The 22291-nt window shown below is 63.7% G+C and carries 16 protein-coding genes; 4 read left to right on the top strand and 12 right to left on the bottom strand.

Annotated features, from left to right (window positions below; all coding sequences use genetic code 11):
* Positions 1-189: 189 nt before the first annotated feature.
* Together FDN03_RS07135 and FDN03_RS07130 are read right to left on the bottom strand one after the other, a co-directional pair.
* Entirely contained in the window at positions 190-1071 is an 882-nt protein-coding gene (locus FDN03_RS07135) for a LysR family transcriptional regulator (protein ID WP_249354407.1), read from the bottom strand.
* A gap of 80 nt (positions 1072-1151) precedes the next feature.
* Complete coding sequence (locus FDN03_RS07130) at positions 1152-3059, bottom strand: glycoside hydrolase family 15 protein (protein ID WP_138175470.1); 1908 nt, start codon at positions 3057-3059, stop codon at positions 1152-1154.
* A 74-nt stretch (positions 3060-3133) separates the two neighbouring features.
* On the opposite strand from FDN03_RS07130, the gene FDN03_RS07125 reads away from it, so the two are divergent.
* Positions 3134-4510: a glucose-6-phosphate dehydrogenase gene (locus FDN03_RS07125; protein WP_138175468.1), complete on the top strand. Its 1377-nt coding sequence runs from the start codon at positions 3134-3136 to the stop codon at positions 4508-4510.
* A 74-nt stretch (positions 4511-4584) separates the two neighbouring features.
* On the opposite strand, the gene speB is transcribed toward FDN03_RS07125, so the two are convergent.
* Both speB and FDN03_RS07115 read right to left on the bottom strand, forming a co-directional pair.
* Complete coding sequence (gene speB, locus FDN03_RS07120) at positions 4585-5580, bottom strand: agmatinase (protein WP_138175466.1); 996 nt, start codon at positions 5578-5580, stop codon at positions 4585-4587.
* 46 nt (positions 5581-5626) lie between these two features.
* Entirely contained in the window at positions 5627-7015 is a 1389-nt protein-coding gene (locus tag FDN03_RS07115; protein WP_138175464.1) for an MFS transporter, read from the bottom strand.
* 174 nt (positions 7016-7189) lie between these two features.
* On the opposite strand from FDN03_RS07115, the gene FDN03_RS07110 reads away from it, so the two are divergent.
* Positions 7190-8701 carry a PucR family transcriptional regulator gene (locus FDN03_RS07110; protein ID WP_171021163.1) on the top strand — a complete coding sequence of 504 codons (1512 nt, stop codon included), beginning with the start codon at positions 7190-7192 and terminating at the stop codon, positions 8699-8701.
* Here FDN03_RS07110 and FDN03_RS07105 read toward each other — a convergent pair whose 3' ends face one another.
* From FDN03_RS07105 to FDN03_RS07095, 3 genes are all read right to left on the bottom strand, one after another.
* Entirely contained in the window at positions 8702-10024 is a 1323-nt protein-coding gene (locus tag FDN03_RS07105; protein ID WP_171021162.1) for an SH3 domain-containing protein, read from the bottom strand. It abuts the gene before it with no gap.
* Positions 10025-10268: 244 nt separating this feature from the next.
* Positions 10269-11312, bottom strand: coding sequence for an LLM class flavin-dependent oxidoreductase (locus tag FDN03_RS07100; RefSeq protein ID WP_138175457.1), 1044 nt, complete (start codon positions 11310-11312; stop codon positions 10269-10271).
* A gap of 39 nt (positions 11313-11351) precedes the next feature.
* Positions 11352-12014 carry an NAD(P)-binding domain-containing protein gene (locus tag FDN03_RS07095; RefSeq protein WP_138175454.1) on the bottom strand — a complete coding sequence of 221 codons (663 nt, stop codon included), beginning with the start codon at positions 12012-12014 and terminating at the stop codon, positions 11352-11354.
* Positions 12015-12103: 89 nt separating this feature from the next.
* Between FDN03_RS07095 and FDN03_RS07090 the strand changes: the two genes are divergently transcribed.
* Positions 12104-12616: a MarR family winged helix-turn-helix transcriptional regulator gene (locus tag FDN03_RS07090; protein ID WP_171021161.1), complete on the top strand. Its 513-nt coding sequence runs from the start codon at positions 12104-12106 to the stop codon at positions 12614-12616.
* Positions 12617-12740: 124 nt separating this feature from the next.
* On the opposite strand, the gene arcA is transcribed toward FDN03_RS07090, so the two are convergent.
* The 5 genes from arcA to FDN03_RS07065 form a co-directional block, all read right to left on the bottom strand.
* Entirely contained in the window at positions 12741-13988 is a 1248-nt protein-coding gene (gene arcA, locus FDN03_RS07085) for an arginine deiminase (RefSeq protein ID WP_138175448.1), read from the bottom strand.
* Between the two features lie 84 nt (positions 13989-14072).
* A complete protein-coding gene (locus FDN03_RS07080) occupies positions 14073-15521 on the bottom strand; it encodes a basic amino acid/polyamine antiporter (RefSeq protein ID WP_138175445.1) in 1449 nt (482 codons plus the stop codon).
* A 383-nt stretch (positions 15522-15904) separates the two neighbouring features.
* Positions 15905-17989: an ABC transporter ATP-binding protein gene (locus FDN03_RS07075; RefSeq protein ID WP_138175443.1), complete on the bottom strand. Its 2085-nt coding sequence runs from the start codon at positions 17987-17989 to the stop codon at positions 15905-15907.
* A complete protein-coding gene (locus tag FDN03_RS07070) occupies positions 17990-19723 on the bottom strand; it encodes an ABC transporter ATP-binding protein (protein ID WP_138175441.1) in 1734 nt (577 codons plus the stop codon). It abuts the gene before it with no gap.
* Positions 19724-19954: 231 nt separating this feature from the next.
* Positions 19955-20326 carry an SdpI family protein gene (locus FDN03_RS07065; protein ID WP_138175439.1) on the bottom strand — a complete coding sequence of 124 codons (372 nt, stop codon included), beginning with the start codon at positions 20324-20326 and terminating at the stop codon, positions 19955-19957.
* Between the two features lie 456 nt (positions 20327-20782).
* Here FDN03_RS07065 and FDN03_RS07060 point away from each other — a divergent pair, with 456 nt between their 5' ends.
* The gene (locus FDN03_RS07060; RefSeq protein ID WP_138175437.1) at positions 20783-22171 is read left to right on the top strand and encodes an alkaline phosphatase family protein; all 1389 of its coding nucleotides are present in this window, start codon (positions 20783-20785) and stop codon (positions 22169-22171) included.
* Positions 22172-22291: the final 120 nt, after the last annotated feature.

The following is a 22291-nucleotide window of genomic DNA, read 5'->3' as shown; positions in this document are numbered from 1 at the left end:
TTCGCTGGACATCGAGATTCCCTCTCACGAAAAGGCTGGATGAAGGGCCGGGAAGGGCCCACTATCCAGAGTTCCGCAAGCTCTTGATTACGTCCAAGACTTATCTTCGATGAATCAATAGGCAGCTCTTATTGTCCTGTAGGAAACAGCAGAAAACGACATCATGCCGGGCAGTGCCCGTGGAAGGCGCTATGAATACACTTCCCGTGCGGTGCGCAACAGGGCGCGGGACATCAGCGGCATCGGCTCGCTGGCGTTCAGGACGAGGCTGATCTGCGGGGAGAGCTCCGGCTCGCTCAACGCTGTCATCCGGATTCCCGGCAACGGGCCCAGCGGGGCCAGCCATTGACGGGGCACGATGCTGGCCCACTGGCCGGTGGCCACATGGGAGAGCAGCGAGAGAACCGAATCGGTTTCGATGCGTGGTGAAGCGCTCATCCCGTGGCGTTCCAGCGCGGCATCCAATACCTGCCGTCCGCGCATCCTGGAATCCAGCAGGCACAGGGGCAGGTCCAGTGCCTGCCGCCACCCGGGGACCGCGGCTTCGGTGAGCATTCCCGGGCCGGTGATCAGCACGTGATCCTCCGTGTACAGCGGGAGCACCACCAGATCCTGCGCATCCTCCGGCGCCGCGTAGATGATCCCGGCGTCCAGTTCGAAACCGCGCACCTGCTCGATGATGTGGGAGGAGTGCAGGCTGGTCTGCACCTGAATCGAGACCCGCCGGTGGCTCGCGGCAAAGGGAACGGTCAGTTCCACGACGGTGGAGCTGACCGCCGGCACGACGCCCAGGCGCAACCTTCCGCTCAGGGCCTCTTGCAGCCCCTCCACTTCCTGGCGCAACGCCTCATGGTCCAGCAGCATCCGCCGGGCCCACGGCAGCACCTTCTTCCCCTCCGCGGTGAGCCCCTGGAAGGAGTGGCCGCGGCGCACCAGCGGTACGCCGAGTTCGGCCTCCAGCTTTCGGATTGCCTCGGACAACGCGGGCTGCGAGACGTAGCAGGCGGCGGCCGCGCGGGCGAAATGCTGTTCGCGGGCCAGCGCCACGAAGTATTCCAATTGCCGTAACATCACGCCCTTATTGCATCACGTGCCCGCCGCCAAAGGGCAGCTGGCGCTCGGGGGCGGAAGCGCTGGGACGCCAGCCGCTGCTAGACCCCGGACTTGCGCGGGGTGCCTTCCACCGCGTCGACCGCCCGGATGAAGCCCAAATGGCTGAAGGCCTGCGGGAAGTTCCCGGCGAGCCGCCCGCCCGCCGAATCGTATTCCTCCGCAAAGAGCCCCAGGTCGGTGGCGAAGCCGGCCAGACGGTCCAGCAGCTGCCTGGCTTCGTCGCTGCGTCCGGAGCGGGCGTATTGTTCCACCAGCCAGAAGCTGCACATCAAGAACGAGTACTCGTTGCCCGGCAGCCCGTCCATGCCGGTTTGGGTGCGGTAGCGGCGCACCATGCCCGCCTCGTCAAGCAGGTCCGCCTCGATTTTCGCCACGGTGCCCAGCATCTTCGGGTCCTCGGGGTGCAGCAGCCCGGTATTGGGCAGCTGCAGCAGTGAGGCGTCGACTTCCTTGTTCGAATAGGTCTGGGTAAAGGAATTCAGCTCCGCGTCGTAGCCGCGTTCCATGATCTCTTCCCGCAGCCTCTCGCGCAGGTGCCGCCAGCGTTCCACCGGCCCGCTCAGCCCGTGCTCCTCCACCGCCCGCACCCCCTGGTCGAACGCGGCGAACATCATGGCCCTGCCGTGGGTGAAGAAGTCCGCGTTGCCGCGCATTTCCCAGATCCCGTGGCCCTTGCGTTCCATGTTGCGCTCCAGGAAGCTGAGCAGGTTGCGTTGCAGCGCCCAGGAGAACTCATCCTCCCCGTGCCCGGCATCACGCAGGGCCGCCAGGGCCAGCATCACCTCACCGACCACGTCGGCCTGGTACTGCTCGAACGCGCCGTTGCCCACCCGCACCGGCCGGGACTGCTCATAGCCCTGCAGGTGGTCGAGCACTGATTCGGTCAGTTCGCGTTCCCCGGCGATCCCGTACATGATCTGGATATCGTCCGGGTCTCCGGCCACCGCACGCAGCAGCCAGTTGCGCCAGTGCAGCGCACCGTCGGTGAAATCGTGGGCCACCAGGGTGTCAATGGTCAGCGAGGCATCCCGCAGCCAGGTGTAGCGGTAGTCCCAGTTGCGCTGTCCACCGAACTCCTCGGGCAGCGAGGTGGTCGGGGCGGCCACGATCCCGCCGGTGGCCTGGTCGGTCAGCGCCCGCAGCACCATCAGCGAACGCAGCACCTGGTTGTCATAGCGGTCGGTGACCTGCACCCGGGCCGACCAGTCGCGCCAGTACCTGACGGTGGCCTGCAGCGCCTGTTCGGCATCCAGCGGCTTGGGCGGCTGCAGATGGGACTTGTGCCAGGTCAGTACCCAGTCCTGGGTCTGCCCCGCCTTCAGGGTGAACCGTCCAGTCAGCCGGTCCGGGACCGCGCCCTGGTAGTCGGTGGGCCGGCCCTGGCCACGGTCCGCGCTGTCCTGCCGCTCACGGCGTTCATGGCGCTGGTTCCAGGCATGGTCGGTCTCCAGCTGCGGACCGGTCAGCAGCAGCGCGTCCGGTCCGGCCACAGAGAGCAGGCCGGTGGCGCCCTCCTTGGTCAGCGTGACCTTCCGGGTCCAGGGTTTGGCGCGGTTGTAGTCGAAGCGGATGCGCAAGTCATGTTCGATCTCGGCCTCCCCTTCCAGGCAGGTGACCCTGCGGATGACGTCGGCCTGCTCGATGCTGGGCGGCATGAAGTCCAGCACTTCCAGCGTGCCGGTGGCGGTGCGCCAGATGGTTTCCAGGACAAAGGTGCGCGGCAGGTAGCGGCGGGAGACCACGCTTCCCTCCGGAGCCCAGAGCCGCCAGCGCCCGTCGGAGGCCGAACCGAGCAGGGCGGAGAACACGGCCGGCGAATCGAATCTAGGAAAACACAGCCAGTCAATGCTCCCGTCCCGGCTGAGCAGCAGCCCGGTGCGCAGGTCCGAAAGCAGCGCGTAGTCTTCCAGCGGCGTGGATCCAGTGTTCTCATTCTCGCTAGCCATGACCTCATTCAAACAAACTGGGCGATAGCGCGAAAGGGTACAGTTCCCTCTTCACAGGGAGTAGGGTGCGGGGCATGGACAGCATCAAGAATCTGGTAATTTTTGGCGCCACCGGCGATCTGGCCTCCCGTCTGCTCCTCCCGGGCCTGGGCACCTTGCTGCGTGCCGACCCCGAGTGCCGGGTCACCGTCATCGGCGCCGACCGCAACGATGACGGCACCTGGAAGCAAACGGTGCAGCAGGCCTTTGACACCGTGGACAGCCACGGCCCCGCCGCCGAGCACACGCTGAACACCACCCGCTTCATCACCTGTGACGCCACCAGCGCTCAGGATCTGCAGTCCCTGCTTGATGGCCTGGAGGAACCGGCCTGCCTCTACTTTGCCCTGCCGCCCCAGGTGACCATGAAGTCCCTGGAGGTGCTGAAGGGACTGCAGCTGCCCGAATCCCTGGTGCTGGCCCTGGAGAAGCCCATCGGCCACGACCTGGAGTCCGCCCGCAAGCTGAACCAGCTGGTGGCGCGGCTGGTTCCCGAGAAGCAGACGTTCCGGGTGGATCACTTCCTGAACCTGCCCGCGGTGCATTCCTTCGCCGGGCTGCGCTTCGCCAACCGGCTGCTGGAGCCGCTGCTGAGCCGGGAGCATGTGCAGTCCATCGAGATCACCTACGACGAGACGCTCGGGCTGGAGGGGCGCGCCGGGTTCTACGACTCCAGCGGTGCGTTCCGCGACATGATCCAGTCCCACCTGCTGCAGGTGATGTCCCTGGTGATGATGGAGCCACCGGCCCGCATTGACCATGTGGAGCTTCCGGCGCTGACCGCGCACGTGCTGCGCTCGGCCCGGTTGTGGGGCAAGGACCCGGCGTCCTCGGTGGTGCGCGGGCGGTACACGGCCGGCAGCGTGGGGGGCAAGGACCTTCCCGACTACGTGTCCGAACAGGGGGTGGACCCGGTAAAGAACACCGAAACCTTCGCCCAGGTGACCCTGGAAGTGGACAGCTGGCGCTGGAACGGTGTGCCGGTGACCCTGCGTTCGGGCAAGGCCATTGGCAAGCCGCGCAAGGAAATCACCATCAATTTCCGCCGCCCGCCCCACGAGTACCCACAGTTCCCCCACAACGGCCGGGTGCCGCCGAATGTGATGCGCCTGCGCCTGGACACCGGCCAACTGGAGTTCGAGATGAACGTGGGCGGCCCCTTCGCCGTGCAGGGCATGGAGCGGGTGACCTTCCAGACCGACACCTCGGCCCCCAGGCTTTCGGCGTACGGCAACGTGCTCAAGGGCATCCTGAGCGCCGATGCCACCTTCAGCGTGCGCGGGGACGCCTCCGAACAGGGCTGGAGGATTCTGGCGGACATCCAGAAGCTCTTTGATGACGGCCTGGTTCCGATGAGCGACTACGCCGCGGGCAGCCCAGGCCCCACGATCCCGCCGCTAAGCAGCAAATAAGACCGCACATGCATGACGGCGGATCCAGTTCGCCTCAGGATTTGGATCCGCCGTTATGAGTGCGAGTAGTCTGGCTACTGCACCACTTGGCTCAGCGCGGTATTGCTTGCAATCTGTGCACTCATGGACTTGGTCATGAGGCTCATCATGTCGAAGACCACGGTTGCTGCAGCCAAGGACGTAACATCTGCATGATCATACGCGGGAGCAACTTCGACAACGTCGGCCCCAACTATATTGATGCCGTCAAGTCCTCGCAGTAGACGAAGAAGTTCTCTCGAGTGCAGCCCACCCATCTCTGGAGTACCAGTGCCTGGGGCGAATGCAGGATCCAGCACATCAATGTCAACAGAAAGATATACCGGGGTGTCCCCCAAGCGTTGACGGACTCGTTCAATCGCCGATTCAACGCCGATACTGTCTATATCTGTGGCCCGGATGATTTGGAATCCGAATTCGTGATCCCTCAAAAAATCATCCTGATCATAAACCGGACCGCGAATGCCGACGTGCATCGACTTATCCTCCAGCAACAGCCCTTCTTCGAAGGCCCGACGGAACATGGTTCCGTGGGTGATCGGCTCTTCGAAGTAGGTATCCCAGGTATCCAAATGCGCGTCAAAATGCAGCAGCGCCACCGGCCCGTGTACTTCGGATACTGCCCGAAGCATTGGCAATGCGATCGTATGATCACCACCTATAGCAATTACGCGTTTGGCCGCATCGAGCAAAGGCCTCACCTGTGACTGGATCTGCGACACTGCCTTGCCGATATTGTAGGGCGTGCACGCTACGTCGCCCGCGTCTACGACCTGCATTTCCCTCACGGGTGTGACATCAAGTTCAACGTGGTACCCCGGACGAAGTAGACGTGATGCTTCACGCACGGCTGATGGGCCGAACCTCGCGCCTGGACGGAAGGACGTCCCTGTATCAAAAGGAACCCCCAGGATGGCGATGTCGTAATCCGGCACCTGACCGATTTGTGGGAGCCGGGCGAAAGTACCCAGACCGGCATACCGTGGAACTTCAGTTGCTTCTACAGGTCCCACCGGAACATGCGTGCTCATGTAGAGATCTCCTTGTCGTATCTGTTGGGCGTTTGTTGTTGGGGTTTCAAAGTTCTGCCGACTTAGCCGGCACGACTTGCTGGTTGGTTTCGGAATGAGAGCTCGTGTAGCCGGTCGTTTCACTCAATGAGCGGTTTGCCGTTTCAGGCGCCAAGAACAGAGTTCCTAGGAAGCCTACGAGCGAGACCAGTGCACCGATCAGCAGTGCCCCGGCAGCCCCGAAGGTGATAATTGCTAATGGCATTAGGTAAGTGCTCACAGCCGAGCCAATACGGCTTATGGCCGTCCCGAACCCCACTGCCGTGGCACGAATTTCCGTTGGAAATAGTTCGTTGGGGTATACCACCTCGAGAAAGCTGGAAGCGCCAGAGGCCAGAGCGAAAATGGCCAATGCTGTGAACAGTACGCTCGCAGTTACGCCGGGTATAAACACCGGGGCACCTAGAGCGAGCACAATGATGGCGAATGTCCACAACAGCAGCTTGCGTCTCCCGATCTTCTCCACGAGCCACAGACCTGGGATCCCACCGATAACGAATAAGAGCGAAATCAACAAGGATCCGCCATAGAGATTCGCATCACCAGTCAATCCGAACGAAGTTAAAAGTTCTGGCGCAAAGGTGTAAACGGCGAAAAGTGGGATCACCTGAGCTGTCCAGAAGATCGCTACGAACAGCGTGCGCCTGAAGAACTTCCTGTTGAAGATGTCCGTAAAACGAGCCGTGGTTGAAGTTTCCGCGCTATTTTCGCCAAGTGATTCGATGTCATAACCCGGCCCAAAAACCTTCTTGATGACGTCTCGTGCCTCGTTTACTTTTCCCCGAGACAGGAGCCAACGGGGAGACTCAGGCGTACCCAGCCGACATAGAAGCGTGATAATGGCGAAGATAGCCGGACTGGCCAACATGTACCGCCACGCTTCTGGGCCTACGTCCTTGAGAAGGAAACCAACCGCGAAGGCGGCAGCAGCTCCGACTGCCCATACGACAAAGGTCGCACCGAGCAGCCTGCCCCGAACCTTCCGAGGAAGAAACTCCGTCAGGAGAGAAGTGGCAATTGGGTAATCAGCCCCGATTGCCACACCCAGCAAGAACCGCCAAAGCACCAATTGCCATATGTCCGTCGAAAATGCGCTGAGAATAGAAAAAGCGGCTAGCGCAATGAGGTCCAAAATGTACATCGTGTGTCGGCCGACCTTGTCGGTCACCCAGCCGAAGATGCCGCCTCCAAAGAAGATGCCGATAAGGCTCGCTGCGCCAACCAAGCCAATCTCTGCAGGCTTGAGTCCTAACGCCGGTGTCATGGTGATAAAGGCAAGACCAATGATCGACAAAGCGTAGCCGTCAATGAATGGACCGCCCGAGGAGAACACCGTGAGTTTTACATGGAACTTGCTCAACGGTGCGTCATCGATGAGATTCGTGCCTGTGCTCATCGCGATACCTGCCTTAATGAGGGAAACCAACGGAAGTGATGAACTTGCACCTCCACTATGAGTGAGCTAGATCACGACACTCAATAGACATATGTGTACAATCGCATCGCCTAGATATACCGGTGTATGAAATGACCGTCGCGACCAGTAGATCCACGAGGAATCAAAATGCCAATGACTGTTCGAGAGCTCTTAGATGAACCCCATTTGGGTCTGCGCTTAATTGCTGGCGAAGCAGGAGTAGAACAACCGATTACCTGGTCTCACACATCTGATCTGCCGAATTTGTGGGAATGGGTATCCGAGGGCGTACTGCTGTTGACAAATGGGCTTTCGATTCCAGAATCAGCTGAAGGGCAAGTGACTCTAGCAGAGCGGCTGGTTTCATCGGGCGCCGTGGGATTGGCTGTCGGCGACGAAATGCACGCCCCGAAATTCACCGAGGCCTTCTTGAATGCATGCAGCGAACTTCCACTGCCCCTACTCGCCGTTCCATACCCGCTTCCTTTTATTGCCATCTCTCGCTCAATCGCCGAAGCCTTGCTAATCGAAGAATCACGCCGAATTAAGCAAACGGCGCGGCTTTACGACATTCTGCGTCGCTCGAGTACACCCGGCAACGCGTGGGACATCTTGCTGCACGATCTTTCTACTGAACTGGGTTCCTACCTATTTGTCATCGACGACTATTGTTTGCATCCGTGGAACCATACGGACCCGATACCGGATGCGACAACCCAAATTGGCATCCTTCGCGCCCGTCAGGAAGCTGGTACAACATCGCGTCACTTTCATTGGACTAAGCACGACGGGCGCTCGATCCTCCTGATGGACATCCCTACACACGCCAACGCCTTGCTCGCAGTGGCTCCCCACTCCGAGCATCCCCATCCTGACGGAGTCGTACTGCTGCATGCAGCCACAATTATTGGGCTTGCCATGTCACAACAAGCTCTCTACATCACAGAAAATCAACGGACCGCTGAAACCTTGTTCTCACAAGTAGTCCTTGGTGGAAGTTCTGAAACAATTGGTTCCCGCTACGGTTTAGTGAGCGATGACATCCGGGTTGTCTGCTACCAACCTCCCGCTGAAGGCGCCCCCGGTGATTACGCTCAACGCCTGCGTCGCCACGGGGTTCCGACAATCGCTACCGTTCTTCACGGAACTGCGTATCTACTAGTTGCCGCCGATAGCTCTCTTGCAACCATCAGACATATTTTAGGCCCTGAAGCTGTAGGCGGAATCAGTTCAAGTATGGATAAGTTTCAAATATCGCGTGCGGTACTTGAGGCACGCTGGGCATGCGGCAAAGCAAAGCAAGAATCAGCGGGACTTCTTCAATATTCCGAAGACGAATCATGGCTGGGTTTCGCCAGCCTTCAAGAAGGCGAGCAATTGGTATCCCGGATGCTCGCGCCACTTCTTGAATACGACCAGCGCACAGGATCGGACCTGACCGGCACGTTGAGACTGTACCTACGCCTACAACGCTCGGCGCAAAGAGTTGCCAAGACAACTTTTACCCACCGACAGACAGTGATTTCACGTCTAAAAAAGATCGGAAATCTCATCGATTCAGATCTATCTGAAACCCATGTTCTTGCGATGCTATGGCTAGCTCTGCAGTTTCACGACGCGTTGTCCCCGGCGCAGGGAAATGCGCCGGGGCAATTCAGCGAATAGCTATTTCCCCATGTATTCGAAGTGCCAGGCTTCGGCGTAGGGGTTCTTGGAACCATCCGACCGGTACTCCTCCAGGTTCTTGCGGTGGGTCCAGTTGTACTTGTGGGAGTTGGCTTTCAGCCACTTGTAGTACTTGCCGCGGAAGGAGTAGTCGTAGGTTTCGGGCACGTCAATGGCCAGGCCCCAGCCGTGGTTTGAGGTTCCGGGCTTCGCCGCAATGTAGGAACCCAGCTCGGCATAGAGGTATCTCTGGGTATCCAGCGTCCGGTAGGCCAGGTCGATGTCCAGGTTCTTCCCAAACTGCTTCTTGAAGGCGGTGTTCAGCCGGGTCAGGTCCTTCACGGCCGGTGCGGCGATGAGGGTTTTCTCCTTGTCCCACGGCACTGCGGCCAGCATGGAGCTGGAAACCTTGCCGTTGGGCTGCTTGAGCACCTGGGCGCGGGTGTATCCCTTCGAATTGGTGGTGCCCGCATTGCTGCTGCGCTTCAGGTCGCTGGCCTTCATCCAGCCGTTCAGCCCCTGGGTGCGCACGAAGTACCAGCCGGCCACCTGCCCGCCTTCCTTCTCCCACTTCAGGTCCCGGTAGACGATGGAGTTCTTTGGAATATCCCCCACCCTCCGGGTCCCGCCGACGGCGGCATAGAGGTCGCTGCCGTTGGCCTTGGTGAAATACCGGTCGCTCAGCCCGGCCCGGTTGGTGGTGTAGTCGCCGGTATCGACCTGGCATCCCTTGGAGCAGGTCTTGACGTACTTGTTCGACACCCAGCCGGTCTTGTTCTTGTAGCTGATCTTGTACCAGCCGTTTGCGGCCCGTTCGGTCGCCTTGGCGACACTGTTCTTCGGCAGGGTACCCACGGAGGCGTGCCCGGTGCTGCTGCCCTTGCGGATATTCACGTTCGCGCTCGCCGTCACCCACAGTTTCACCGTGCTGGTGCCCTTCGGGGCCGGCTGCTTGGGCGCGGTGCTCGCTGCGACCTTGGTGTACTTGTTCGAGATCCAGCCCGTCTTGCCCGCATAGCTGACCTTGTACCAGCCGTTGGAGGCGGTCGCCGAAACGTTGACCGTCTTGCCCTTGGGAATCGTTCGGATCACCTTGTGCCTGGTGCTTGAACCGGCGCGCAGGTTCAGGTTGGCGGTGGTCGTGACCTTGGTGACGACCTTCTTGGCCGCGGCCGGGGCGGCAGCCAGGTGCGGTGTGGAGAGCGCCGGAACATCGGAGGCCGGGGCGGTGAAGCCGGCCGCCGCGGTGGCGCCGCCGGCAAGGGCAACCGCCAGGGCGCCGGCGCTCAGGGCGCGCAGTACGCGCGTACGGGGAACGGGCATGGGGTGGGCCTTTCGTGGACACGAGGATGATAAGGCGACATGGTGCGCAGGCGAAGGCAGCACCCGCGGGGAACATGTTCTGTTTGAACAGTAGTGTCCCCTGTCCCAAAAGGTGAATTGCATCCAGTCATTTCAGAGTCTGCGCCCGTTCTCCCGCACGCCCCCTGGCAGACTCCGGGCAGTGCAAAGGGGCGCAAACACCCTGATGGTGTTCGCATCCCCTTAATCCGTCGCTAACCCGCGACTACTTCTTTTCCAGCAGCCGCTGGACGCGGGGCTTCACCTCGGTGGCCAGCAGCTCGATGGATTCGAGCAGCTGCTCCTGTGGGATGCCGCCGACGTCCATCTGCAGGAAGTGCCGCATATGGCCCAGGTAGCCGTGCAGGTGCACGATGCGTTCGGCCACTTCGTCCGGGTCACCGACGTAGTAGGCGCCCGGTGCCTCGGCCTGGATGTCGTAGGCCCGCTTGTCCGGGGCCGGCCAGCCGCGCAGACGCCCCATTTCCAGGTTCAGGTTGTACCAGCCCGGGTAGAAGCGCTCCAACGCCTCCTTCTTGGTCGGGGCGATCAGGCCCATGGCCGCCACGGAGACCTTCAGGGTTTCCGGTGCGTGCCCGGAGGCGGCACCGGCCTTGCGGTACAGGTCCGCCAACGGGGCGAAGCGGTGCGGTGCCCCGCCGATGATGGCGTAGGACACCGGCAGGCCCAGCTGGCCGGCGCGGGCCGAGGAGCTCGCGTTGCCGCCGGTCGCCAGCCAGATCGGCAGCTTGCCTTGGGCCGGACGCGGCACCACGGCCAGGTCGTTCAGGGCCGGGCGCTTGTTACCGGACCAGGTGACCTCCGGGGCCTGCGAATCATTGATGGTCATCAGCAGATCCAGCTTGTTGGCGTAGAGCTCGTCATACTCCTCCAGGTCATAGCCGAACAGCGGGAAGGTTTCCACCGAGGAGCCGCGGCCCGCGGTGATCTCCACACGGCCGCCGCCGGAGATGATGTCAGCGGTGGCGAACTGCTGGTAGATCCGCACCGGGTCATCGGTGCTGATGATGCTCGCCGCGCTGCCGAGCTTGATCTGCTCGGTGGCTGCGGCGGCCGCCGCGATGATGGCTCCGGGCGAGGAGGCCGGCATGCTGGTGGTGTGGTGCTCCCCCACCCCGAAGTAGTCCAGCCCGCTGCGGTCGGCCAGCTTGATGGCCTCGAACAGGTTGGTGATGGCTTCCGAGGTGCTGCGCAGTGAATCGTCAGCGTTGCGCTGGGTGTCGCCGAAGCTGTAGGCGCCGAGTTCCATGTCGTGGGTTCCTTGTCTTGGTGGGTAGCGGTGATGTGGTTAGCGGGAGACGCGGGCAGCGTTGAGCTGCTCTTCCATTTCCGCCGCGGTGAAGCGCCCGTTGAAGATCGGCGTTCCGGGTTCGAACAGCCGCCCGGAGCGCAGGTCCCCGGCGATCACCGGGGCGAAGCCGACGCTGCTGATGAACTCGGCGACCTCCTGGACGGCCCGGGGGTCATCCCCGGCCAGGGCCAGGGCGCGGGCCTCGCCGTCCCCGGCTCCCCCGGCTTCCGGCTCCATGTCGTGGTAGCCGACGTGGTTGAAGGACTTCACCAGGTTGACCCCGGCCAGGTGCTGGGCGATGACCTCGCTGGAGGACTGGGTGGGGTCCTCGAATTCGGCGATCTCCCCGTCGGTGCCCGACCAGTAGTTCATGACGTCAATGACGGTCTTGCCCTGCAGCAGGGCCGGATCCACGGTGCGGTACTTGTGCAGGGGCACGGCGACCACGATCATTTCCGCGTCGGCCAGGTCGCTGGCGTTGACGGCCTCGGCGCCCGGGGTGACGATGTCCACGATCAGGCTGATCTCGCTGGCGGGCTTGGAGGTCGCGATCTTGACCCGGTAGCCGGCGTCCAGGGTCAGGCGGGCCACGGCGGTGCCGACCCGGCCGGCACCCAGAATCCCCACGGTCTTCTGGTCGCGCTGCTGAACTGAATCCATCTGACACACCCTTCAAATATGTTGTAGTACAGACTATATTGATTACAGAACATCTATGCAAGCGCATATATTCCGATAGAATGGATGACATGAACACCGCACCGGACACCGTCACCGCCCCAGCCGCCGCCAGCACCCCCAATCCCGGGGACCTGGCCTGGCATCTGGGCATGATCCTGCGCGGGCATCAGTCGCGGTTCGCCGAGGCGGTCGCCGGGATCCCCTGCGGGGTGCGCGGCTTCCAGCTACTGTCCACCGTGGTGCACCATGACCCGGCCAACCAGCAGGCACTCGGTGGGCACCTGGGAATTGACCGCACCGTGCTGACCTACCTCATTGACGACCTCGTGCAGGCAAACCTGGTCGAACGCATCCCCGCCCCCTCCGACCGGCGGGCGCGCAAGATTATCGCCACCGCGCAGGGGCTGGAAACCCTGAAGCGGCTCGAGGGCAAGGTCGCGCAGGCGGAGCAGGAACTGCTCGCCCAGCTCGATGAGAGTGAAAGCCGCCAGCTGCAGGAGCTGCTGGCCAAGCTCTCCCTGACGGTGCGCAACCTGCAGCCGGGCACCAACCCCTGCGATGCCGTGGAACAGCTGGGCTAGGAGCCCACACCCAGAAGACCCCGGGAACCGGCGGTCGGCCAGAAAGCCGATCACCCGTTCCCGGGGTCTTTGCACGCCAATGCGCCGCCTCGTCAACCGCGGGGCACCCGGGGGCAGGTGCATGCTAGTACAGCACGGCGTCCCGCTCAATGGGGCAGGTCATGCAGTGCCCGCCGCCGCGGCCGCGGCCCAGCTCGGCGCCGACAATCGGCAGCACCTCGATGCCGGCGGCACGCAGCGCATCATTGGTTTGGGTGTTGCGGTCATAGGTGTACACCACGCCGGGGCGCAGGGCCACGGCGTTGTTGCCGCTGTCCCACTGCTGGCGTTCGGAGTCATAGTTGTTCCCGGCGGTGGCCACCACCCGCAGCTTGGGCAGGTTCAACGCCTGGGCGACCACGTCGGTGAAGCTCTTGGTGCCGTGGTCAATCACCGTGACCCCCGGATCCTGATCGGAGGGACGCAGCGAGAAGGTGTGCACCTCGTCCATGATCTTGGGATACAGGGTCACCACGTCATGGTCCACGAAGGTGAACACGGTATCCAGATGCATCGCCGCACGCAGCTTCGGCATCCCGGCCACGATCACGTGCTCAGCCACCCCCTGGCGGAACAGTGAGGAGGCCAGCTGGGTAATGCCGTGGCGGGAGGTGCGCTCGCTCATGCCGATCAGCACCACCCCGTTGCCCACCGGCATCACATCCCCGCCTTCCACGGTCACCTGGCCCCACTCCTGTTCGGGATCCCCCCACCAGATCGTCGAATCCCGGAATTCGGGATGGAACTTGTAGATCGCCTTCATCAGCAGGGTCTCATCCCGGCGGGCATCCCAGTACAGCGGGTTCAGGGTCACTCCCCCGTAGATCCAGCAGGTGGTGTCCCGGGTGTAGAGGGTGTTGGGCAGCGGCGGCATCAGGTACTCATAGATGCCGCGAGATTCGCGGGCCAGGTTCACGTAATCGGTGCGGTAGTCCTCGGGCAGGTCGCTGGTGGCCATGCCGCCCAGCAGCAGTTCGGACAGGCGCCACTCGTCCAGCGAATCCAGGTAGGCCCGGGTGCCCTCGACCAGCCCGCCGCCCACCACGTTGGGCACCACCTTGCGTTCCAGCAGCCACTGCCGGGCTTCGGCCTGGGCCATGGTCTGGGTGAGCACCTCCTGCAGCTCCAGCACCTCCACCCCGTTGCCGCGCAGGTTGGAGACGAAGTCTGCGTGGTCGCGCTGGGCGCTTTCCACCCACATCACGTCGTCAAACAGCAGGTCGTCACAGTTCGATGGGGTCAGCCTGCGGTGGGCCAGCCCCGGCGCGCACACCAGCACCTTGCGCAGCTGCCCGACCTCCGAATGCACACCCTTGCCCGTGGTTTCGCTCATGGTCCGTGTTCCTTCCGTTCCTTGCGAATCGGACAGCCGCCCGACCCTGGTGGTTTCTCGTTGTGCAGTTCAGCGGTTGGCGCCCTAGAGGTGGACCCACCCCGCGCCCAGGGCCACGACGCCCAGCAGGGCGCCGAGCAGGGAGAGCGCGAAGATCACCGGTTCGCGGCCTTCGAAGGCCTTGCGTCCCTGCTCCCGGCGGGCCATGACGAACAGGATGGTGGCCGGGGCGTAGATGATGAAGGAGAGCAGCAAGAAGTGCCAGCCGGCGGCGAAGACCAGGAAGGCGGTGTAGGCCACCGCCAGCACCGAGGTGAGAAGATCCCTCCCGGAGGCCCGGCGCTCCCCCTGCCCGTGCCGGGCGGCGTAGGCCACCTTCACCGCGTAGAGCGCGGCGAGCAGGAACGGGATCAGCGTCAGGGAGCTGGTCAAATCCAGCGCCAGGTCCAGCGCGTCCTCGGCGAACAGCAGGATGACCAGCATGCCCTGTACCAGCACGGAGGTCAGCAGCACCGCGTTCACCGGCACGTCGGTGCGGTTCAGCTTGCCCAGAAAGCAGGGCATGTCCCGTTCGTTCGCGGCCACGCTGAGCACCTCGGCGGCCATCAGCGACCAGGCCAGGTAGGCGCCCAGCACCGAGATGATCAGCCCAATGCTCACAAACCAGCGGCCCCACGGGCCGACCGCGTATTCCAGGATCCCGGCCATGGAGGGCTGCTCCAGCTGGCTGATCTGCTCCATCGGCATCACCCCGTAGGAGACGATGGTGACCGAGGCAAAGATCGCGAACACGGACAGGAACTCCAGGATGGTGGCCCGTCCCACGTCCGTCCGGCGCCGGGCGTGGCGCGAATACACGCTCGCGCCCTCCACGCCCAAGAAGACAAAGACGGTGACCAGCATCGTGGAGCGGACCTGCTCAAAGAGTGATCCGGCGTAGTCCGCGCCGTACCAGTTCTGCCGCAACGCCTCCGGGTCCAGCACGAACAGGCAGATCAGAATGAAGATGATGATCGGCACCAGTTTGGCGATGGTGACAATCTGGTTGACCAGGGCCGCGCTTTGCACGCCCCGGCGGATCAGCAGGAAGAAGACCCACAACCCGATCGAGGACAGCCCCACCGCCAGCAGGGTGGCTCCGGAACCCAGCCCGGCCACCCCCAGCCCGGAGAGGGTGGACATGATGAACACCCAGTAGAAGGTGTTGCCCGCGCATGCGCTGGCCCAGTACCCGAAGGCGGCGAAGAATCCGAGGTATTCCCCGAATCCGGCCTTCGCATAGGCGTACACCCCGGCGTCCAGCTCGGGCTTGCGGTTGGCCAGCATCTGGAAGACAAAGGCGAGCATGAGCATGCCGGCCCCGGCGATGATCCAGGCGATGACCGCACCGAAGATCCCGGTTTCGCTGGCGAACCTGCCCGGCAGTGAGAAGACCCCGGCGCCCACCATGGAACCGACGACCACGCCGGTGAGGGTGAGCATGCTGAGTTTGGCTACGTGGCCCTGTGTTGCTTCCCCGGTCTCAGCTGCCATGCTTGGTTCATCTTTCCCTCGGCGTGCCACTGCGAACATGCATCCGGCCACTCATCGTGGTACCCGATGCCCGGGCCCCGGTTCGGGCCGCACGCTCCGGACGACGCAACGACGTTGGAAAACAGCCAAGTGGTCGGCGATCCGCTGTCAGTATCCAACTATCCAAAGCGGCCTGTCAACGCTCCCGGCGCGCTGCCAGGAAGCTGGATTTCCGCACGGACACCGGCATCCGCCCGTGCTGCCGGGCCCGTTCCACCTCCGGCGGCACGGGGGTTGCCGCCGCGGCATGGGCAACATCACTGCGCGGGGTAGGCCCCTTAAATGCGTCAGGGCCGCGATGGCGGGAAGGGGTGCTTCCCGTCGTCGCGGCCCTGCGGGCAGGACTACCGTCCGGTCTCGGACTGCTCCCCCGGGGTGGGGGAAGCGGCGGCGGCCGGGCTTCCGCCGGTCACCGGCACGGCGGCGGTGTCCGGGTTGGCGTCCACGTCCTCGGCCGGGCCGGAGAACTGGGACTGGTACAGCCGGTAGTAGGCGCCCTCGGCGGCCAGCAGCTCTTCGTGGCTGCCCTGCTCCACGATCCGTCCGGCCTCCATCACCAGGATGGTGTCCGCGTCGCGGATGGTGGACAGGCGGTGGGCAATCACGAAGCTGGTGCGGTCGGTGCGCAACGCCGCCATGGCCTGCTGCACCAGCAGCTCGGTGCGGGTGTCCACCGAGCTGGTCGCCTCATCCAGGATCAGCAGCGAGGGGTTGGCCACGAACGCGCGGGCGATGGTGATCAGCTGCTTCTCACCGGCCGAGACGTTGGTGCCCTCCTCGTCGATGACAGTGTCATAGCCCTCGGGCAGGGCGCGGACGAAGCGGTCCACGAAGGTGGCCTTCGCCGCCTCGATGACCTCGTCATCGGTGGCGTCCAGCCGGCCGTAGCGGATGTTTTCCATGATGGTCCCACCGAACAGCCAGGCGTCCTGCAGCACCATGCCCACCTTGGAGCGCAGGTCCGCGCGGGACAGGTGGGTGATGTCCACGTTGTCCACCAGGATCCGCCCGGAGTTCAGCTCGTAGAAGCGCATCACCAGGTTCACCAGGGTGGTCTTGCCCGCCCCGGTCGGCCCCACGATCGCCACCGTGTGCCCGGGATCCGCGTCAAAGGACAGGTTCTCAATCAGCGGCTGGTCCGGGGTGTAGGAGAAGCTCACGTCCTGGAAGGAGACGTGCCCGTCGGTGCGGGCCGGCAGCTGGGTGCGCGCATCCTCCGCCTCCTGCTCCTCGGCGTCCAGCAGCTCGAAGGTGCGTTCGGCGGAGGCCACACCGGACTGCAGCATGTTGGCCAGCCCGGCCATCTGCCCCAGCGGCTGGGTGAACTCGCGCGAGTACTGGATGAACGCCGTCGCGTCCCCCAGGCTCATCGACCCGGAGGCCACGCGCAGCCCGCCGACCACGGCGATGCCCACATAGGAGAGGTAGGAGACGAAGTTCATCACCGGCATGATCATGCCCGAGACGAACTGGGCCCCGAAGCTGGCTTTGTACAGTTCGTCGTTGCGCTGGGTGAAGCGCTCCACCATGTCGTCCTCGCGCCCGAAGACCTTCATCAGCTCGTGGCCGGAGAAGGATTCCTCGATCTGCCCGTTCAGCGCACCGGTGTTCTTCCACTGGGCGGTGAACAGCTTCTGCGCCCGGGTGCCGATGATGCCGGCTGCCACCGCGGACAACGGCAGCGCCACCAGTGCGATCAGCGCAAGCTGCCAGGAGACCACGAACATCATGATCACAATGCCCAGCACGCTCAGCGCGGACTGCACCAGCTGGCTCAGCGCCTGCTGCAGCGCGTTTTGGATGTTGTCCACGTCGTTGGTCACCCTGGAGAGGATGTCCCCGCGCTGGCGGGTGTCGAAGTAGTTCAGCGGCAGTGCGTTGATCTTGTCCTCAACGTCCTTGCGCAGCCGGTACACCACCTTCATCACCAGGCGGTTCAGCAGCCAGCCCGAAAGCCACATGAAGATCGAGGCGATGAAGTACATCGACAGCACGATCAGGATGAAGCGGGAGAGCTGGGTGAAGTCGATGCCCTGCCCGGGCACGAAGTCCACCCGGGAGAGCATGTCGGCCTGGGTGTCATCGCCGCTGTCGCGCAGCTGCTGGATCAGCACGTCGGCCGGGGTCCCGGCCGGGATGTTCTTGCCGATCAGCCCGGCGAAGATCACGTCCATGGCCCGTCCCAGCACCCGCGGGGCGGTGACCGAGAGGACCACGTAGATGCCGATCATCGCGAAGACGATGCTCATCCCCAGCTTGTACGGGGCGAGCAGTCCGACCAGGCGCTTGGCCGAGGGCCAGAAGTGCTGGGCCTTGCGTACCGGGGCCTCGTCCCAGGTGTCGCTGCTGGCCGCGGCCGCGAATTCGTCGACCTCTTCCAGGCTCGCATCCACCTCGGGGGCCGAGGAGTTCTTCTTCTGATCCGCCATCTAGGCCACCTCCTCCGCACTGTGCTGGGACGAAACGATTTCCTGGTAGGTTTCCGAGCTTTCCAGCAGCTCCTCATGGGTGCCGCGAGCCACGATTTCCCCGTGGTCCAGCACCAGGATCTGGTCGGCCCGGGTGATCGTGGAGACGCGCTGGGCCACGATGATCACCGCGGCGTCCTTCGTCGGCTCGGCCAGGGCGGCGCGCAGCTTCGCGTCGGTGGCCACGTCCAGTGCCGAGAACGAGTCATCGAACAGGTAGGTGCGCGGCTTGGCGGCCAAGGCCCGGGCGATGCACAGGCGCTGGCGCTGCCCGCCGGAGACGTTGGTGCCGCCCTGGGAGATCTTTGAGTCCAGCTGCCCCTCGCGTTCGGCGACGAAGTCCGCCGCCTGGGCAATGTCCAGCGCCTGCCACAGCTCAGCATCGCTGGCCCTCTGCGCCCCGAAGCGCAGGTTGCTGGCGATGGTGCCGGAGAACAGGTAGGGGCGCTGCGGGACGGCGGAGATGTTGCGCGAGATCGCATCCCGGCCCAGTTCATCCACCGGCACCCCGCCGATCAGGATCTGCCCGCGGGTCACGTCGTAGAGCCGCGGGATCAGGTTCAGCAAGGTGGTCTTGCCCGAACCGGTGGACCCGATGATCGCGGTGACCTTGCCCGGCTGGGCGGTAAAGGAAATGTTGTTCAGCACCGGGGCCTCGGCACCCGGGTAGCCGAAGCTGACGTTGCGGAACTCCACGGTGCCGGGGGTGGGCAGGTGCACCTCGCGGTCCTCGGCCTCGGTCATGCTCGGCTTGGTGTCCAGCACCTCGCCGATGCGGTCGGCGGAGACCATGGCGCGCGGGACCATCATGGCCATGAAGGTGCCCATCATGACCGCCATCAGGATCTGCAGCAGGTACTGCAGGAATGCGGTCAACGCCCCGACCTCCACCTGCCCGGCATCCACCCGGTGCCCGCCGAACCACAGCACGGCGGCGGTGGACAGGTGCAGGATCATCGAGATCGCCGGGAACATGAGCACGAACAGGTTGCCGACCTTGACACCCAGGTCGGTCAGCTTCTGGTTCGCGTCCGCGTAGCGCTCGGTCTCGTGCTGTTCGCGCACGAACGCGCGCACCACGCGGATGCCGGTGATCTGCTCGCGCAGCACACCGTTGATCCCGTCAATGCGCACCTGCATCTGGCGGAAGAGCGGCATCAGCTTGATGACCAGGATGCCCACCACAATCAGCACCACTGGCACCGACACCCAGACCAGCCAGGACAGGCCCGGATCCTCGCGGATGGCCATGATGACCCCGCCAATGGACATGATCGGGGCGGTGATCATGAAGTTCAGCAGCATCAGGGTGAGCATCTGCACCTGCTGCACGTCGTTGGTGCCGCGGGTGATCAAGGTGGCGGCCCCGAACTTGTTCACGTCCTGCGCGGAGAACGTGGAGACCTGCTCGAACACGGCCTGGCGGATATCCCGGCCCAGGCTCATGGCGGTCTTGGCGCCAAAGTAGACGGCGCCAATCGCGGTGATCACCTGCACGAAGGCAACGACCAGCATGATCCCACCGGTGCGCCAGATGTAGTCAATATCGGTGTTGACCACACCCACGTCAATGATCTTGGCGTTCAGGCTGGGTAGGAACAGGGTGGCCATGGTGGTGGCCAGTTGCAGGATGAAGACCGCAACGATCCACCCGGCATAGGGTTTAGAGTGTTTTAGGATGAGCTTCAGAAGCATGTGGTTAGTCCTCGCTAGCGTCAGCCCCGAAACCGCTGGGCGCGAACCGGTTTTTCGGCGCAGGGATTTGAGGGCGAAAGCCAGTCTAGTAGTCCCCGTTGGGCTTTGGAGTCATCCTTTTGATTGAATTGTGCCAATCACTTATGGGGTTCGACACGTTCCCCACCGCGCAGGACTACCCGCCAGGGCTGAAGTTGGCAGGAATCCGCGAATCGACGCGCAACAACCGGCTCAGGGCAGCGCGTCCGCGACCGCCTTGGCGGCGCGATGGCCGGTGACGGCGGCGGCCAACAGCCAGCCGATCACCAGCAGGTAGCCCGCCCCGGCCACCGCGAAGCCAACAGGGGGCCGAAAGAGCGCCGCGCACAGCACGGAAGCCGCCAGCAACAGCCATCCGCTGCGGGCTGCGCGGGCCATCTGCGGAACCGCGGCGGCGTGGCCCGTCAGCCAGGCCTCGTCCGAGGCCAGCGTGGCGCTGGTGCGAAGGCCCACCACGGCGTTGCGCCGCAGGCTGCCGCTGCGCATGGATCCAACCAGCAGCTGGCCGGTCAACGTGATGATTCCCAGTCCCGCCAGGAACGGGATCACCTCAACCCAGCCCATACCCCTGCTTCCCTTGCCGCCTCTGCCACGGTTTGCCGCGGCTGCCTCCACGGTACCGCAGATCCCCGGCGCACCCGCGCCCGGTCTTCCCTGTACGCACAAGCCGCAGGGGGTTCACTAGGGGTTTTGGCAAACGCCGCGTGACCGCCCGGCAACCAGCATGGACAAGAGGTGAACTCCGGCAGAACTTGTCCGAACAGGCCCGGTTTTTCATTGTCTGACGCCCGCCGGCGGGCCACCATGGTCATGGCCCGGCCAGTTCCGGGCGGATCATCCTTTTGAACTCTGACCATTGAGAACACCCGTGAAATCATCCTCGCGCATCCGCGCATCCGTGGCCGCTTCCGCGCTGGCGCTGGCCGTAATTGCTCGGTCGCCGCCGAACCGGCCTCGGCCCCGCAACCCCAGCTGGCCGCCAAGAAGTCCACCGCGGCCCATGAGGGGCTGCCCTCGGGCGTGCACAAGAAGAAGACCCTGGTGATTGGGCTGGATGGCGCCTCGATGGCGCAGATCAACAAGCGCAACACCCCGAACCTGGCCAAGCTGTGGGCCGAGGGCATGCTCGCCAACTCCAACCTCTACGCCAACCCCATGGCGCCCACCGTCTCCGGGGCCGGCTGGTCCACCATTGCCACCGGCGCATGGCCGGACAAGCACCAGGTGCCGGACAACTCCTTCTCCAACCCCAACTATGATCAATACCCCGATTACCTCACCCGCCTGGAGGCGGCCCGGGCCAAAAGCTCCACCCTGGTGGTGGGCACCTGGGGACCGATCCCGCAGCAGGTCTTCGCCCAGGGCGCGGACCTGTTGCTCGCCGGAGGCAATGACGCCGGCACCACCTCCACGGTGGTCGACTACCTGAAGAACGGGAACCCGGACAGCACCTTTGTGCACCTGGATGAGATCGACGGGGCCGGGCACAGCAACGGCAGCGACTCGATCTCCTACACCCGTGCCCACGCGAAGGCGGATCAGCAGATCGGGGACATGCTGCAGGCCATCGATGAGCGCAGCACCCGGCACAAGGAGGACTGGCTGGTCATTGTCACCTCGGACCACGGCCACACCCCCGGTGGCGGGCACGGCGGCAGCAGCATCCGCGAACGGGCCACCTTCGTGATTGCCAACGGCAAGAAGTACGCCCCGGGCAGCACGCGGCATGATGTGAAGCTCACCGACATCGCCCCCACCGTCCTAAGGCACCAGGGCGTACGCATCGAGGACGACTGGGCCCTGGACGGGCAGGTCATCCAATCCATCAAGCCCGATGACTTTGACTCCCTGCGTCCGCACCTGAAGAAGGCGAAGGACGAGTCGAAGCTCGGTGCGAAGACCAAGGGCTGGACCCACACCGCACCCAGCGGCTGGAGCATTGAGAACAAGGACATGCCCAAGGGCGGAGTGCGTGAATGGCGCGGCTGGTCCTTCACCACCGACGAGTTCTGGACCAATGCCGAGCTGAACCAGGGCCGGGAGACCAGCGTGCACAACCGCAACGTCTTCGCGGTGGCGGACTCCGATGAGTGGGATGACAAGTCCCACGCCGAGGGGCAGTTCGATTCGACCCTGGTCAGCCCCAGCTACAAGGTCAAGGGAGGCAAGCAGGCCACTTTGAGCTTTGCCTCGAACTACAAGGTGGACGGCCCGCAGAGCGCAGAAGTGTTCATCAGCTTCGACAATGGTGAGCCGGTACTGGTCAAGTCCTATGAAAAGGACTTCAACGGGGTGGAGAAGCTCTCCATCGACGTGCCCAAGAAAGCCAAGCGCGCCCAGGTTTCCTTCCGGTATACCGGAACGAACTCCGCGTTCTGGACCGTGGACCAGGTGTCGTTGAAGAAGTAAGCGGCCCGGCACCAAAGCCCCACGGCCGGTGGCTTAACCACCAAGGGTGGCGCACGAGAACCGTGCGCCACCCTCACCTGTCCCCGGCCTGACGGCGAGGGGGTATGGACTAGCGTCCGG

Source organism: Glutamicibacter sp. V16R2B1, from assembly GCF_005774635.1.
In the GTDB taxonomy this organism is placed as follows: Bacteria; Actinomycetota; Actinomycetes; order Actinomycetales; family Micrococcaceae; genus Glutamicibacter; species Glutamicibacter creatinolyticus.
This window is presented reverse-complemented; position numbering and strand designations above follow the sequence as displayed.